Origin of the sequence: Moraxella ovis (assembly GCF_900453105.1) — a bacterium.
Taxonomy (GTDB): domain Bacteria; phylum Pseudomonadota; class Gammaproteobacteria; order Pseudomonadales; family Moraxellaceae; genus Moraxella; species Moraxella ovis.
The window spans coordinates 1,043,032-1,057,625 of the sequence record NZ_UGPW01000001.1 but is presented as its reverse complement, the minus strand read 5'-3'; the positions used below and the strand labels follow the sequence as shown (position 1 = coordinate 1,057,625).

17 protein-coding genes are annotated in these 14,594 nt (G+C 47.1%); 5 read left to right on the top strand and 12 right to left on the bottom strand.

The window, feature by feature from the left end; translation table 11 throughout:
- Window positions 1–129: 129 nt before the first annotated feature.
- A complete protein-coding gene (locus DYD54_RS05165; RefSeq protein ID WP_063514018.1) occupies window positions 130–840 on the bottom strand; it encodes an NAD-dependent epimerase/dehydratase family protein in 711 nt (236 codons plus the stop codon).
- A 300-nt stretch (window positions 841–1,140) separates the two neighbouring features.
- Between DYD54_RS05165 and rpsT the strand changes: the two genes are divergently transcribed.
- Window positions 1,141–1,410 carry a 30S ribosomal protein S20 gene (gene rpsT / locus DYD54_RS05160; protein ID WP_046696554.1) on the top strand — a complete coding sequence of 90 codons (270 nt, stop codon included), beginning with the start codon at window positions 1,141–1,143 and terminating at the stop codon, window positions 1,408–1,410.
- A 62-nt stretch (window positions 1,411–1,472) separates the two neighbouring features.
- On the opposite strand, the gene DYD54_RS05155 is transcribed toward rpsT, so the two are convergent.
- From DYD54_RS05155 to trmB, 8 genes are all read right to left on the bottom strand, one after another.
- Window positions 1,473–2,324, bottom strand: a complete 852-nt coding sequence (locus tag DYD54_RS05155) for a symmetrical bis(5'-nucleosyl)-tetraphosphatase (protein WP_063514017.1) — start codon at window positions 2,322–2,324, stop codon at window positions 1,473–1,475.
- Window positions 2,325–2,333: 9 nt separating this feature from the next.
- Window positions 2,334–3,182 carry a 16S rRNA (adenine(1518)-N(6)/adenine(1519)-N(6))-dimethyltransferase RsmA gene (gene rsmA, locus DYD54_RS05150; RefSeq protein ID WP_063514016.1) on the bottom strand — a complete coding sequence of 283 codons (849 nt, stop codon included), beginning with the start codon at window positions 3,180–3,182 and terminating at the stop codon, window positions 2,334–2,336.
- Between the two features lie 82 nt (window positions 3,183–3,264).
- Window positions 3,265–3,678 (bottom strand): manganese efflux pump MntP, encoded by a 414-nt coding sequence (locus DYD54_RS05145; protein ID WP_228703617.1) that lies wholly within the window; start codon window positions 3,676–3,678, stop codon window positions 3,265–3,267.
- Window positions 3,679–3,843: an MntP/YtaF family protein gene (locus tag DYD54_RS11765; protein ID WP_228703604.1), complete on the bottom strand. Its 165-nt coding sequence runs from the start codon at window positions 3,841–3,843 to the stop codon at window positions 3,679–3,681.
- Window positions 3,844–3,856: 13 nt separating this feature from the next.
- A complete protein-coding gene (gloB, locus tag DYD54_RS05140; protein ID WP_084260620.1) occupies window positions 3,857–4,633 on the bottom strand; it encodes a hydroxyacylglutathione hydrolase in 777 nt (258 codons plus the stop codon).
- Between the two features lie 98 nt (window positions 4,634–4,731).
- Window positions 4,732–5,814 carry a 3-phosphoserine/phosphohydroxythreonine transaminase gene (gene serC, locus DYD54_RS05135; RefSeq protein WP_063514014.1) on the bottom strand — a complete coding sequence of 361 codons (1,083 nt, stop codon included), beginning with the start codon at window positions 5,812–5,814 and terminating at the stop codon, window positions 4,732–4,734.
- 147 nt (window positions 5,815–5,961) lie between these two features.
- Complete coding sequence (locus tag DYD54_RS05130; RefSeq protein WP_063514013.1) at window positions 5,962–7,185, bottom strand: TIGR03862 family flavoprotein; 1,224 nt, start codon at window positions 7,183–7,185, stop codon at window positions 5,962–5,964.
- On the bottom strand, window positions 7,169–7,810 hold the full coding sequence (gene trmB, locus DYD54_RS05125) for a tRNA (guanine(46)-N(7))-methyltransferase TrmB (protein ID WP_228703603.1): 642 nt from the start codon (window positions 7,808–7,810) through the stop codon (window positions 7,169–7,171). Before trmB ends, DYD54_RS05130 begins: the two co-directional genes overlap by 17 nt.
- A 250-nt stretch (window positions 7,811–8,060) precedes the next feature.
- Here trmB and dnaQ point away from each other — a divergent pair, with 250 nt between their 5' ends.
- Genes dnaQ through DYD54_RS05105 form a run of 4 tightly spaced genes read left to right on the top strand, consistent with a single transcriptional unit; the run spans window position 8,061 to window position 12,417 of the window.
- Window positions 8,061–9,404 (top strand): DNA polymerase III subunit epsilon, encoded by a 1,344-nt coding sequence (gene dnaQ / locus DYD54_RS05120; protein ID WP_063514012.1) that lies wholly within the window; start codon window positions 8,061–8,063, stop codon window positions 9,402–9,404.
- Window positions 9,401–10,249 (top strand): NAD(+) diphosphatase, encoded by an 849-nt coding sequence (gene nudC, locus DYD54_RS05115; RefSeq protein WP_228703602.1) that lies wholly within the window; start codon window positions 9,401–9,403, stop codon window positions 10,247–10,249. Before dnaQ ends, nudC begins: the two co-directional genes overlap by 4 nt.
- 39 nt (window positions 10,250–10,288) lie before the next feature.
- Entirely contained in the window at window positions 10,289–11,122 is an 834-nt protein-coding gene (locus DYD54_RS05110; RefSeq protein ID WP_063514011.1) for an RnfABCDGE type electron transport complex subunit B, read from the top strand.
- A 2-nt stretch (window positions 11,123–11,124) separates the two neighbouring features.
- Window positions 11,125–12,417, top strand: coding sequence for a DUF2868 domain-containing protein (locus tag DYD54_RS05105; RefSeq protein WP_063514010.1), 1,293 nt, complete (start codon window positions 11,125–11,127; stop codon window positions 12,415–12,417).
- 73 nt (window positions 12,418–12,490) lie between these two features.
- On the opposite strand, the gene DYD54_RS05100 is transcribed toward DYD54_RS05105, so the two are convergent.
- The 3 genes from DYD54_RS05100 to DYD54_RS11400 are packed head-to-tail and all read right to left on the bottom strand — an operon-like array spanning window position 12,491 to window position 14,442.
- Window positions 12,491–12,892 carry an ExbD/TolR family protein gene (locus DYD54_RS05100; protein WP_063514009.1) on the bottom strand — a complete coding sequence of 134 codons (402 nt, stop codon included), beginning with the start codon at window positions 12,890–12,892 and terminating at the stop codon, window positions 12,491–12,493.
- 11 nt (window positions 12,893–12,903) lie between these two features.
- Complete coding sequence (locus tag DYD54_RS05095) at window positions 12,904–13,458, bottom strand: MotA/TolQ/ExbB proton channel family protein (protein ID WP_063514008.1); 555 nt, start codon at window positions 13,456–13,458, stop codon at window positions 12,904–12,906.
- A gap of 57 nt (window positions 13,459–13,515) precedes the next feature.
- Window positions 13,516–14,442: a hypothetical protein gene (locus tag DYD54_RS11400; RefSeq protein WP_063514007.1), complete on the bottom strand. Its 927-nt coding sequence runs from the start codon at window positions 14,440–14,442 to the stop codon at window positions 13,516–13,518.
- Window positions 14,443–14,594 lie beyond the last annotated feature (152 nt).

Genomic DNA, 14,594 nt, shown 5'->3' with positions numbered 1-14,594 from the left:
AACCCTTTTTTCTCTTTAAAATCAAACGTCTATTTTACCATAAAACCATAAAAAATAACATAAAAATCCCTCATTAGCAGGGCTTTTTTGGGCATTAAGATGGAAAATTGGGAGCAATACCAACCACACTTAATGATGTGTTTGTTTTTCGGTCATGGCGCACATCTTATCATGAGAAATCACATGAAAATTCTCTTCATTCGTGCGGTATTTACTCCGTAGATTCAGCTGATAAGCAGCCAGCGACATGGCAGCCGCCACACGTTTTGGCATAAGCATTTCTGTTTTATCAAAAGGCATGATGGCACCGATGGTATTTTTGGCAAGATTAAGGCCTAGCTTACCGGCTGTTTTTAGAGAAAGCTTCTCTTTGGCGGGACTTAATTTATGCAATCTAAACACCGTCACATCATCGAATTTTAGGGTTTTTAGATAATACTCAACATCCGCCTTGGCGATGAGCTCAGCGTCTTTGCCCGCACTCTCCACACCTGCTTTTGATAAATAAAAGAATCGAGATACGCCCTTATCACGGCAAGCTTTGGCAAAGGCGATATTAAACAGCACATTAACCTGATAAAATTCATCTTGGCTGGCGGTGTCTTTTTTGGCAGCGCCTAAACAACTAAAAGCATCCGTATCAGCGCCAATGGGCATCGAAGCAATGGTATCTGCCAACGCATCAAAGTTATTCACATGATACACGTGCATGTTCTCACTGATGCTTCTTGGCTGTGTGCGTGTGATGATGATGAGTGTGTCATATAATGCGGAAAGCTCGCGCACCAACGCCTGCCCTACACGCCCCGAACCACCGATGATAATTGCTTTTCTTTTCATAAATCAAAAAACATTCTAAAATCAGGCTATTTTACCATAATTTTGCTTCAAATTTCTCACCGTGTTACGTCAAGGGCTTGCCAAATACCCCAAAAATACCGTAAAATACGCCAATCCTCAGATAAGTGTCGATTTTTATTGAGTATTTTTAGATATTTTGATAAAATGGTGCTTTATATGTTAGGCAACGTGTCTATTTTTGGTCATGAATACCAAAATTGATAATTCGGTGGCTGCCAGAATTATCTCGCTTAGCATTTTTGAATTTAACATTAACAATTTTTTATCCAAGGATAAACCATGGCAAACTCAGCACAAGCTCGCAAACGCGCTCGTCAAAACACTAAACGTCGCCAACACCTAGCGTCTCAACGCTCTATGGTACGTACTTTCATCAAGCGCGTAAATGCAGCCATCGAAGCAAAATCATACGAATTGGCTACTGAAGCTTACAAGAAAGCTGTTCCAGTAATAGACCGTATGGCTGACAAAGGCATCATCCACAAGAATAAAGCTGCTCGTCATAAGAGTCGCCTAAACAAAGCAATCAAAGCACTTAAAGACGCTTAATTGCTAGTGAATAATAAAAGCCCTAACAGAAGTTAGGGCTTTTATGTTTTGGTGAGACTGTCTCAATCATCATCGCCAAATCGAATCACTGCACCATCGCTTAGGCGGTAAGCCACCAGCTCACCACCCCACACACAGCCGCCATCTAGCGCACGAACGTTTGCGCTGGCGATCTGCGCCTTTAATGCTGCCCAATGACCAAACAGAATGCGTCTTTCCCGCGCCACATCCCACATGAACCAAGGGCGAAATCCTTTGGGCATCTCATCTAACAGCCCTTCTTTAAAGCTAAATTCCAAGACGCCATTCTCATTGCACAGTCGCATTCTGGTGAGATAGTTGGCTATCGCACGCATCCGCTTGGCGCCACGCAGCTCATCCGACCAGCCTTCAGATTTCTTACTGTATAGCTTTGGCAGCAGCTCGTCCAGATCATCAAGATCACCGCTTAATGCCTTTTGCAATTCTCTGGCATAGCGATCAGCATCATCGATTGACCAATTGGGCGGGATGCCTGCATGAGCCAGCACTGTCTTGTCATCAGGGAACACTAACAGCGGCTGCTTGCGCAACCAATTTAACAGCTCGTCACAATCTGGCGCAGCAAAGATGGGCAAGGTTTTATCCTTTGGCTTAGGCGGCATGATACCACGCCATACCGCGACGAGCGTGATGTCATGATTGCCTAATACTGTGGTCAGCGCGCCGATGTCCGATAGCCTCTTAACCTCTCGTAAGGTTGCCAAAGAATTCTCACCGCGCGCCACAATGTCACCTGCTAGCCAGATTTTGTCTTGTGTCTCATCAAAATCTAAGATCTCAAGCAGACGATTAAATGCAAAAAAACACCCTTGCAAATCGCCAATCACGTATTCATGGCGATAGGCTCTGTTGATAAGTTGTTGGTCTTTCATAGGTTTTTATTAATTGACTTGCTTTTGAGCCGCCAGGTCAGACAGGCGAACAAAATCTACCACTGATAGCGACTCTGGACGTGCCTGATGATTGATGCCGACAGACTCAAAGTCTTGTTCTTCTAGTTTTGGTAATAGGCCCACGGTCTTGAATATCGCGCGCAAGGTCTTGCGGCGATGGTTGAACGTCTCACGAACGATGGTCGCAAATAACACTTCGTCTTGGGCGGTGATGGGTTTTTGTTTAAATGGGGTTAGACGAAACACCGCAGAGGTGACTTTTGGTGGTGGGTTGAATGCGCCTTTTGGCACCGTCAAGAGATAATCTGCCATGCAATAGTACTGCATGATCACCGATAGTCGCCCGTATGCCTTGGTGTTCGGCTCAGCGGTGATCCGATCAACGACTTCTTTTTGTAGCATAAAGTGCATGTCGGTGATGACATCGCTAAATTCCAACAAGCGAAACAGAATGGGTGTTGAGATGTTATAAGGCAGATTGCCCACCACTCTGAATGCACCCTTACCCACTTTGTGCGCAAGTTCGCGATAATCTACGTGCATGGCATTATCATTAATGATGGTAAAATCTTCATGACTGTTCGCGCCGATGTTGATTTTTAATGCACTTGCCAAATCGCGGTCAAGTTCCACCACAGTCATGCCATCAACCTCAGCCAAGAGCGGCTCAGTCAATGCGCCAAGTCCAGGCCCAATCTCAAGCAAGTTATCGCCACGTGATAAGCGAATGCTATCAACGATCTGACGAATCACGCTGGTGTCATGAAGAAAGTTCTGCCCAAAGCGTTTTCTTGGGGCGTGGCGGGCTTCTTGTGGGGTTTTTGGGATGTGTCGCATGTTGTTCTTTGAATGATTATAACAGTTAATGATAGCATATTTTTGATGTTTTTTTCTATGCCACTCGTCTAGACAAATCACATCAGCTCGCGCTCATCAGATGACTGACTAGAATCGTAGTGCCGATCATGAGTAACACCACCCCACCAACGAACATGGCAACCCTACCAAAACGACGCCCCAGTCGGTTACCCAGATACAGCCCAAGCGTGACCATAATCATCGTCGCCGAGCCAATTAGGGCGGCAGCCAGCCAGATATTCACCTCCAAAAAGGCAAGTGACACACCCACGACCAGCGAATCAATGCTCGTTGCCACTGCGGTGATTAACATGAGTTCAAAGCCACTTTTTGCCATGTTTTGCTGATCATCTTTGATCTGTACATCGCCTTTGAGTGCATCGCGCATGAATTTAAACGCCAAACAGCCAAGCAGTGCAAAAGCCACCCAATGATCCACATGAGACAGCCAGCCTTGTGCCGCCTCTCCAAGCAGTCAGCCAATGATGGGTGCAACCCCTTCGATCACCCCAAACAACACACCCGCCTTCAATGCTCTGGTAAGGCTAGGGTTCTGGTAGGTCGCCCCTTTGGCGATGGCGGTGGCAAAGGCATCCATCGACATGCCAAATGCCAACGCCACCAAAGAAATAATACTCATGAGTGCAAAAATCTTAGAAGTTATTCTTTAGTTCGCGTAGCGCGGTGAATACACTCAGTGGCAATTCATCAGCAAGTGGGTATTTACCCTTGATAGTATCTATCATCTGCTCATGATGCACTTGCAAGAACACATTGATTTGTCTTTCATTACCCAGCGTAGTAGGCAATGAAATTTCGCCACGAGTGAGCTTGACTTTAGTCTCAGCGATGGCATTTTCAATTGCCATTTTATAATCGTCAGCACAAACTGTATGGCCAAATTTAAGGTTGGACAATGTGTATTCATGTGCAGGATAAAATAGCGTGTCATCCACCAAACCATTAAATCGCATCATGCTATCAAAAAGCTCGCCCATCGTTCCTGTGAACACGCGCCCGCAGCCACCGCTAAACAGCGTATCACCACAGAATACATGCTTCCTATCGCCCATGTCGCACAGATAGGATAAATGGGTATCTGTATGCCCTGCTGTTCGCCATACCTTAAATACAACGCCCAGCAATTCAAACTCATCGCCCTCATCCACACATTGGGTGGCATTAACCCCATGGGTGCTGTGGGCGATGATCTGCATGCCAGGATAGGTATTTTTAATTTTCGCCACGCCGCCTGTGTGATCATCGTGATGGTGTGTGATGATCATAGCAATGGGTTTAAGCGCATTATCTGCTAGATAATCCAAGACCGGCTGTGCATCGCCTGCATCGATGATGATGGCTTGATCGCCCTTGACCAGCACCCAGATATAATTATCATTAAATGCTTTTATCGCATGAATGTTTAGCATGATCTTATCCTTGTTGTTTTATATTGATACGCCGCTGAGATAAAAAACCACGCACAAGAGCCTGCGTCCTGCCGTGGTTTCTCCATGTGACCGCCACATTAGCCGTGTTTTTGCTCGAAGGCTTTCATAAAATCAACCAAGGATTCTACTTGCTCAAGCGTGATGGCGTTATAGATACTCGCTCGCATACCACCGACGACACGGTGACCTTTTAAGTTTAATAGACCTGCTTTTTTACTTTCTTCTAAGAACAGCTTATCCAACTCGGTGTCCGCCAACTGGAATGGCACATTCATGATGGAGCGGTGTTTTGGGTTGACCGTATTGCGATAAAAATCACTCTCATCGATGGCGCGGTATAGCGTCTGTGCTTTGGCTCGGTTAATCTTAGCAATCGCCTCAACACCACCATTATCCAATAGCCACTCAAACACCAATCCTGACAGATACCATGCATAGGTCGATGGTGTGTTTAGCATGCTGTCATTGTCGAATTGATTTTTATAATTCATGATGTTCGGACACCAAGACGACGCTTGCTCTAGCAGATCCTTGCGGATAATCACCAAAGTCAATCCGGCAGGTCCGATGTTCTTTTGTGCACCTGCATAGATCATACCAAAATCATTCACATTAATCGGATCGGACAGGATGCAAGATGACATGTCAGCCACGATTGGCGCATTGACTTTTGGCGTCTCAAAGATCTGTACGCCGTGGATGGTCTCATTTGGGCAATAATGAAAATATGCCGCACCATCCGTCAGCTGCCAAGAGTCTTGACTTGGTACATCAGCGCCATTACCGGTAGCGACTAGGTTAACCTTGCCCAGACCTAGGTTTTCATAACGCTTGGCTTCTTTATAAGCCTTTTCTGACCATGCGCCTGTATTTAGGTAATCGGCTGTTCCGCCATTGAGTAGATTCAAAGGAATCGCCGAGAACTGCAATGCTGCACCACCTTGCAAAAACAGTACCGCATAATCATCACTGATGTTCATCAGCTTACGCAGATCAGCCTCTGCCTTACTGGCGATCTCAATGTAGTCAGCGCTGCGATGGCTGATCTCCATAACAGACGCGCCTGTGCCACGCCAATCAAGAATCTCATTTTGGGCCTTTTCTAAGACAGCGGTCGGCATTGATGCAGGACCAGCACAAAAATTAGCAAAACGAGTCATAACAATCCCCAAAGTTAGTAAATAAATATGATAAAAATTGATTGCTATTGTAGCAGATTTTAAGGCCTTAATGGGTGGTTTTGATGATAAACTTAACCGATACACATACCAACATCAGCCATCTTGGCCGCTCAAGCCCAACGGTTGTCAATTTTGGATAAAATCAGCAACGCTCTGCCCCACCATACGTCCCATTGCAAGGCAAGCGGTCAGCAGATAGCCGCCAGTTGGCGCATCCCAGTCCAGCATCTCGCCTGCGATAAATAGATGAGGGTTACGACGTGATTGCAATTGATCATTTACCGCGGACAGTCTTACGCCACCGCCCGTGCTGATCGCCTCATCCATCGGTCGAAACCCATCAAAATCAACAGGCAAATTCTTAACAAATGCTGCCATTTTTAATAAATCCGACCAGTCGGTCTTATGTGTGCATTCTCTTAATAAGGCTATTTTTGTGGCATCCAGCCCTGCTTTGCGTAGGCTGTTATTCAGTGATTGTTTTTTTGATTTGTTAAGTGCTTTTGCGATGTCGTCAATGGACTTGTCTGGCATCAGGTCTATCTGCAATCGAATACGCCCCGCCTCGTTAAGCATCGCACGCATGGCACGATTTAACTTATAAATCAGCCCACTCTCCATGCCATAATGACTAATCACCACATCACCATGTGCAGATTCGTCGCCTGCTGCGATGGTGATGCGCTTTAATGCCTGTCCAAAGACATCATTCATGAATGGCGACCACGAACGCACCACACCAACATTACTGGCATACAGCGGTGTTAATTCATCATCACCGAACCAAGCTTGCCAAGCACCATCACTACCAAGGCGCGCATAAGATCCACCACCACACGCCAAGACAATCGCATCAAACCGACGCTCAAAGCGATCAAGCTCATCTCCACGCTTATCTTTTTTTATAAAAGTTACTAAATTATCCTGCACACCTATACAGACATGACGATAATGAAATTGCACGCCTTGCTCGCTCAGCCTAGATAGCCACGCACGCAGCAGGTCAGACGCCTTCATCTGCACAGGAAATATGCGCCCGCTAGAGCCGACATAGCTGTCGATACCAAGTCCATTCATCCACGTGCGTATGTCCTCAGCATGAAAATCTCGGACAAACTTCACCATCACATCGCTTGGTGTGTAACGTATCACAAAGTCATCCAAAGGCTCACTATGCGAAATGTTCAGCCCTGTCTTACCCGCCATCAAAATTTTACGTCCTGCAGTGGGCATCTGCTCAAATACATGAACCTCAATACCGCGCGCTGACAGCACTTCCGCCGCCATTAGACCCGATGCGCCTGCGCCTATGATGGCGACGGCTGGGGTAGAATTATTCTTTTGGGTCATCAATCTGATCGAATCGAGTTTGGTAATAGTTCGGCTTTAGAATGATGAGCTCTTGGCACTTCTCTCCGCGCGCCAGATATTTAATCTCAAAATGCGTACGCGCCGATTCTGCATCAATCTCGAATCGCTCATAAGGCAATAACCATACCTCATCAAGCAGCTGCTGCGCCTCATCAATGTACTCGCCGATATTGCTGGCAAGGGTGATGGTCGCACCTGGCTTTAGTCGCGACACCAAAAATTCAAAAAACGGCATATTCAGCCAACGCTGATTCTTGTTGGCTGGCTCAGGATTGGGGTATAGAATGAATGCGCCATCAAGCGAGTTTGGGGCGATGTGATGCGCGGTGTAAGCAATGGCGTCAGCATGGACGGCGCTTAGATTAGGCAGGTTCTCGGCCTTGACAAGCTTATCGAATGCTTCGAATTTCTCGCTGGTGCGCTCAATCGCGATCAAATGCCTATCAGGATTCTGCTTGGCGAATAATAAGGCGTGCTTGCCCTTGCCAGCACCAATTTCCAAATATAATGGCGCATTCGACACATCTAACGGCTCGACATTCTTAGGTGGGCTGATCGCATCTGTGCGAAACAGGCGGTTAAAACGGTGGGATAAATCGCTCATGGTCATCGCTTTTAACAAAAAATATTCAATTATTATACCAAATCTATCCGATAAATTCATGAATTACCCACTGCTAAATTAATCCCAAAGCACCCACCCGCCAACACGAATGCACCGCCTGATTTGATGAACTTCCTTAAAATATGCCACTTGTATAAACAATGCTTAAATTAATGATCTAAAATGACAAAAGCCAAGCGATGATTTATAATGTTCGATTTATCCATATTATTTAAATCACGGTTTTATCATGAATAACTATATCATCGCCTACACTGACGGTGCCTGTAAAGGCAATGGCAAACAAGGCGCATCGGCGGGCGGATTTGGCGCGCACATCATCCATCCTAATGGCGACATCCATAACATCTGGGGCGGGGAAGCTGACACCACCAACAACCGCATGGAATTGCTAGGTGCAATCACCGCTCTAAAGCACACCCCTAACGACACGCCCATAAAGATATGGACAGATTCAGGCTACGTCAAAGACGGCATCACCCAATGGATACACCACTGGAAAAAGAACGGCTGGCGCAAAGCCGACAAAAAATCCGTTCTAAACGTTGAACTGTGGCAAGAGCTCGATGCACTGACCCAAGGTCGCATGATCAATTGGCAATGGATCAAGGGGCACGCAGGACACGAAGGCAATGAGATGGCAGACCAACTGGCCAATCAAGGCGTCATCGGTGCAGGTGAAAAATACATCAGTTCTGACAATTCCGACCACCCAACTGATGCTGATACATTCAACCAAAGCGAACCAAATAACACCAATAATCCAAAACAAACCACAGTCATGAATGACCACGCTTTTAAGATAAGCCCTGACAACAACCAAAATCCCGATTACGATGGTAATACTCAGCGCGCTAATGGCGACTTTTGGGCGATTCTACCATCGCCGAATAATTATGGTTCACGCGCTCGCCAGCTCATCATGGATACGGAGACCACTGGTTTTGAGGATCAAGGTGGCGACCGCATCGTAGAGGTGGGTATTGTTGAGATAGTCGATCGTAAATTCACCGGTAACAAGCTACACGTCTACATCAATCCCGAAAGAGAGATGGATGATGAAGTTATCCGCGTTCATGGCATCTCAAATGAATTCTTACTAGATAAGCCAAAGTTTGCCGATGTTGCGCAGCAGATTTATGATTTTATGATAGGTAGCGAGGTCATCGCACATAATGCCGCGTTCGATATGCGATTCTTGAAGATGGAATTTGATAAAGTTGGTCTGACCGACTTTCTAGATCGCATTCAAACCACCGACTCACTTGCCATCGCCAAGGAACTCTATCCTGGTCAAAAAAACTCACTTGACGCTCTGGTTCGTCGCTTAGATGTTGGCAATCAAGATCGTACATTCCACGGAGCTTTACTTGACTCCGAGATTCTGGCTGAAGTCTATCTTGCGATGACAGGCGGGCAGATGGCGATAAAGATGGAATACGGCGACGATCATGCAGATGCCAAGTCAAGCGCGACGGGCTTTCAGGATTTATCTGATTTGGCGGGTTTGATATGCACTTCTGCCGGTGACATGGATGCAGACAGCACTTGGCGTGCGACGGTGCTGTCATGATGAATCATGTAGAATATCTGATCATAGATAAGGACAGCGTCCTGTGCGATAAAGATGGCTTACCCATCATGATTCAAGGGGTGATGCTAGATGAAGCGGTCTCGCTTGGCTTTGGTGAAGTGCATAACGGACACGCTTCTCAAGTTACGCCATCTAACACCTTCGCCATCTCAAAAGACGCTGCCATCAAGACAAAGCTTATTCACGCCTATGGTGATAAATACGACACCAGCACGCACAAATCTTTGGCATTCTTAAGTTATAGAAATGCCGTGAACACGCTAGATGATGCCTTAGCACACACCATTAGCCGAGCCATTCAACTGATATTATGGCAGCAAGATCATCAATTCTGTTCGCGCTGTGGTGGTCGCACACATCGTCATCAGAGCGAACACGCCATGATGTGCCAAAGATGCCGTCACCGCGTCTATCCACGTGTACAGCCGTGCATCATCACCGCCATCACACGCATTCACCCAACAACCGCTAAGCGCCAGATCCTGCTTGCACTGCATCACAGACATAGTGATACTGGCATGTATGGACTCATCGCAGGATTCGTAGAGGCAGGCGAGTCGATAGAGGGTGCCATTCATCGCGAGGTCATGGAGGAGGTCGGTCTGTCAGTCTCCAACCTACGCTACCACAGCAGTCAGCCATGGCCATATCCGACGAACCTAATGCTTGGGTTTATCGCTGATTATGCCGGTGGTGAGATTTGCCCTCAGGCAGATGAGATTAAAGAGGCTAGATTTTTTGATATAGATAATCTACCTCTAACGCCAAAAGTAGGCACGATCGCACACACGCTTATCCAAAGCGTCATTCATCTACCCACTTAACCACCAATTAGATTAACGAACAGCCAGCGCTTGCCAGCCATGACCATCACATTCACCCGATTAGAAGATTTGCCCGTCCTGTTTAGCCCGCTTAGGCTAGATGACATACCAGATGACAAAAGCATCGCCATCGCGCAGATCGATGCTGTATTGCCACAGACTCAGTGCGGTCTGTGCGGTCATCATGATGGCTGCCTGCCTTATGCTCATGGCATCGTGATGAATGGCGAAGCACCAAATCTGTGCGTACCAGGTGGGCAAGATGTCACCGATCGCATCGCAGACATTCTAGGGATTCCTAGCAGCACAGCCACGCCCAGCAAATGGCGCACCGACGAACAAACTCGGCGCCCCATCGAAGTGCGCGCCATCATCAATGAATCTGACTGTATCGGCTGCACCAAATGCATACCCGCCTGCCCTGTCGATGCCATCATCGGCACCGCCAAACACATGCACAGCATCATCACCGATCTATGCACAGGCTGCGAGCTGTGTCTAGCCCCCTGCCCTGTGGACTGCATCGAACTGGTGGAATACCCCCGAATACTGAGCGATGAGCAGCGCACCGATGAACAGGCACATCTGCGCCGCCGCTATCACCATCATTTAAACCGCGTCGAAAACAGCATCAAGCAAGGCACCAAGCCTGTGGTTAGTACCGTAGAATCAGCGATGACAAATGTCATCAGCGAATCTACCCAGACCACACAGTCCATCGATGCCAGAACCGCCAAAAACACCATCGCCGCAGCGAAGCTTCGCACCCAAATAAAAAAACTCACCAAGCAGCTGTCCGTGCGAGATGATGATACAATACGTACAAAGTTAGCACAACTTCATCAAGAACTACAATCCTTAGAGTCGAGCTGATCATGACCATCAGACACACCCACGAACATACCGATCTTGTACGAAGATTAGAAGAAAGCCACTATATCTTCGCACAGCACCCAAAGACCATCACCGAAGCTGTCAGGTCCGAATCTGCCTCGCCGCTGGATAAGCTATTCATCCGCGCGCATAAGATTGACAGTAATGGCAAGATAGAGTCCGTCCTAGACCAAGCCAAATTCTACATCAAAGGCTCTGGTCGGTTGGTTTATATCATTTATTTTTTGATGGGTTTTGTTGGTGTGATGGGCTTACTTGGCACTCAGATCATCAACTTCTTCTATGTGCTGCTCGCGCTACTGGGTTGGCACAGTCTATCGCTGCTATGGTGGGTTATCGGGCTGATTCGTCGTGATGACTTGTCATTTTTGGGTGGGGTTTTGTCACGGCTTACCATCGAAAAGCCGCTACTGTATAAGATCATCGACGCAGGTGATAATCCACCCATGCAGCACGCCTTAGAGTTACAGATTGACATCCATCGCCCTGTGCGCCGCTGGTATCTTGGTGCACTGATGCATGGTGCTTGGCTGTCATCACTGATTGGCACCAGTGTGGCATTGTTGTGCTTATTCTTATTTCGTCGTTACGATTTTACTTGGGAGTCAACACTGCTTACCGATGCTCATTTTATACAGATGATGCAGATCTTTGGGGTACTGCCGAATTTGCTTGGCTTTGACTTGCCAAACATGAGCGCATCATCAAGCGAACAGAATGCCAAATTTGCCTGGCTGGTCATGCTAAGCATCGCATTATATGGCATTCTACCAAGATTCATCGCGTACGTGACCTGCCTTATCAAGTCACGCCACGATTTTCAAATCGATCAAAAAAAGCCTTACTACGCTACTTTATTAAATGCATTTAGCCAGCGCGTCATCGACCATGATGACTATACGCCAAGCAGTGCCATCATCACACCCCCTGCGATGGACATCAGTGACAAATCATTCATTAGCGTCATCCTAGAGCGCCCGACTGACACACCCATCACCTCCCCATCGATCAATATCTGCCATGAATTCGGTGTAGTTGATGATAAGAGTAGCATTGATAAAGCCATCAGCACCGCCAAAGCATCTGACGCGCTCATTTGCCTTCTCATTGATGCACACATCCTGCCTGATCGTGGCGTCATGCGTAAGGTATCTGGCTTGGCGACGGCTGGGTTGGTAGCACACATCATCAATGCTGATAATGCTCAGAATAACCACGCCCAAGCATGGCATCAAAAGCTTGGCGAGATGGGCATTACCATCATCGATGAATAAACCATCTATAATAAAAAAGCCTTGTGTGATACAAGGCTTTTTTATTATACATTCATCATCGATTACTCATGAATCACTCATTTACAAAAGCAATCTTAGACAATCCTGTCGTGCTCGCTGTCGCCAACACTTGTGCGACCATGTCGTACTTACCCTCACGGTCAGCACGCAACTGAACTTGTGGGTCCTTGCCTTCTGCCACTTGGTTGGCAAAGCGAGTCTTCAACTCGTCAAGGTCGATTTTCTCGCTGTCCCAAAAAATGTCCCCTTGACTGTCGATGCTGACTTGTAGAACCTCTGGCGGCTGCTCATTGACGCTGGCCGTGGTTTTTGGCAAATCAAGCGGTACGGTCGGATTGAGTACTGTTGCTGTTACCAAAAAGATAATCATAAGAACGAGCATGATGTCAATGAGCGGAATGAGATTCATCTCATTCATACCGTTGTCTTCATTGTTACCCAATTCAAAAGCCATCGCTGAGCTCCTTAGCGTGCGGTTTGAGCAAGAATTTGGTGTGCAGCGTCATTAGCCACATGATTGGCACGCTTATTCATTCGAGTGGCGATGTTATAAAAAACCACCGCAGGGATTGCCACCGCCAAGCCTAGACCTGTCATGATGAGTGCTTCACCGACAGGACCTGCCACCTGCGCAAGACCTGCTTGTCCGCTTTTCGCCACGCTGTGTAGGGCATGAAAAATCCCCCAAACCGTACCAAAAAGACCGATGAAAGGTGCAATCGATGCCGTCGTACCCAAAATAGGCAAGCCTTTTTCCATCTCATAGCGGTAGCTGGCGATGTTTTGTAGCAGTTTTTGTTCAACCACCATCTTTCTTTGGTCAAAACCCAAACCACTCAATTCATCTGTCAGCCCCAAGACTGATTTTTTCAGCCCATCGCCAATGCTATTTGCCAACTTGTGGGACTGTATTACACGAATGATGCCAACTACCCATGAGATGATAGATAAAGCAAATAGAATAAAGAACAGGGTTTTACTGACAGCGTCGGTATGACCCCAATAAAATGCAAAATCCATAGGAATTTCCTCACAAAATATGATCTTTAATCAATGACCACCAAGTGTTAAAAACAATCAATTCACCGAAAAACTCATTGGCAAAGTGGCTCTGCCACGCACAGGATTGCCATTTTCATCTTTGAATGGGTGAAAAGATGCTGCCTTAATCGCTCTTTCAATCTGTCTGTCCACTTGTTTACCCAAGCCTGTGGATACACCTGTGGCACTAACGATACGCCCTTTTTCGTCAATCACTAAGTTCACGGTAAACTTGACCGCACTGACCCTGCGATCGCCTGCATCAACATTAGAAAAGTTGGGCTTTCTTCTCCAACTGGCAGCCGCTTTGCTGGCACTGATGGTCATCTCGCCCAAGACATTGCCCGTGCCTCGACCCTGCTCGCTTTTTGCTTTGGCAGCTGCCTCTGCTTCTGCCCTTGCCCTGTCTGCCGCCGCTTGCCTGGCTCGTTCAGCCTCTGCCTCTGCCAGCTGTCTGGCTTTTTCTTCTGCCAGCCTTGCCTGTGCCTCTGCTGCTTCACGCTCTCGCCTCTCGGCTTCTGCTCGCTGCTCAGCCTCCCATTTGGCCTGAGCTTCTGCCATTTGAGCGGCCAAAATCTCCACCGGTTCAATCTCTGGCTCTACAGGTGGTGGTTCGATTTCAGGTTCAGGCTTAGGCTCAGGTTTGGGTTCGGGCTTAGGCTCGACCTTTTGGGGTTCAGGTTCTACTGGCTTTGGTTCTGCAGGTGCTGGACGCGGGTCAGGATTTTTTTCAACTTTGGGGGCGGCGACTGGCTTAGGGGGTTCTGGCGATTCCAAATTATTGACAACCACCTCCTCAACCGGCTTAATCAGCTGAACTTGAATGGGTGGCGTTACCTTGATGGGTGTTAACTCTGGCATCTGCATATTCGCCAAGCCGTACCCCACCAAGCCATGCAAGACTGCTGTCACACCCAGTGCCAATGCCTTTGTCTGATTGGAATTCGATTTCACATCACTCATGATTTTATCGCCTATGATTCACACATGACCATCGGTCACCCAGCCAATGATGATAATTTTCTAAATGCAAATGGTTCTTAACTACCAAAAATTGAAACTTATTATAACATAATGATAATAATTTGCAAATAAAAAATTAACATAAAAACAGG

Coding starts and splice junctions, on each gene's coding strand:
- DYD54_RS05165 (WP_063514018.1), bottom strand. CDS start 840: ATGAAAAGAAAAGCAATTATCATCGGTGGTTCGGGGCGTGTAGGGCAG.
- rpsT (WP_046696554.1), top strand. CDS start 1,141: ATGGCAAACTCAGCACAAGCTCGCAAACGCGCTCGTCAAAACACTAAA.
- DYD54_RS05155 (WP_063514017.1), bottom strand. CDS start 2,324: ATGAAAGACCAACAACTTATCAACAGAGCCTATCGCCATGAATACGTG.
- rsmA (WP_063514016.1), bottom strand. CDS start 3,182: ATGCGACACATCCCAAAAACCCCACAAGAAGCCCGCCACGCCCCAAGA.
- DYD54_RS11765 (WP_228703604.1), bottom strand. CDS start 3,843: ATGAGTATTATTTCTTTGGTGGCGTTGGCATTTGGCATGTCGATGGAT.
- gloB (WP_084260620.1), bottom strand. CDS start 4,633: ATGCTAAACATTCATGCGATAAAAGCATTTAATGATAATTATATCTGG.
- serC (WP_063514014.1), bottom strand. CDS start 5,814: ATGACTCGTTTTGCTAATTTTTGTGCTGGTCCTGCATCAATGCCGACC.
- DYD54_RS05130 (WP_063514013.1), bottom strand. CDS start 7,185: ATGACCCAAAAGAATAATTCTACCCCAGCCGTCGCCATCATAGGCGCA.
- trmB (WP_228703603.1), bottom strand. CDS start 7,810: ATGAGCGATTTATCCCACCGTTTTAACCGCCTGTTTCGCACAGATGCG.
- dnaQ (WP_063514012.1), top strand. CDS start 8,061: ATGAATAACTATATCATCGCCTACACTGACGGTGCCTGTAAAGGCAAT.
- nudC (WP_228703602.1), top strand. CDS start 9,401: ATGATGAATCATGTAGAATATCTGATCATAGATAAGGACAGCGTCCTG.
- DYD54_RS05110 (WP_063514011.1), top strand. CDS start 10,289: ATGACCATCACATTCACCCGATTAGAAGATTTGCCCGTCCTGTTTAGC.
- DYD54_RS05105 (WP_063514010.1), top strand. CDS start 11,125: ATGACCATCAGACACACCCACGAACATACCGATCTTGTACGAAGATTA.
- DYD54_RS05100 (WP_063514009.1), bottom strand. CDS start 12,892: ATGGCTTTTGAATTGGGTAACAATGAAGACAACGGTATGAATGAGATG.
- DYD54_RS05095 (WP_063514008.1), bottom strand. CDS start 13,458: ATGGATTTTGCATTTTATTGGGGTCATACCGACGCTGTCAGTAAAACC.
- DYD54_RS11400 (WP_063514007.1), bottom strand. CDS start 14,442: ATGAGTGATGTGAAATCGAATTCCAATCAGACAAAGGCATTGGCACTG.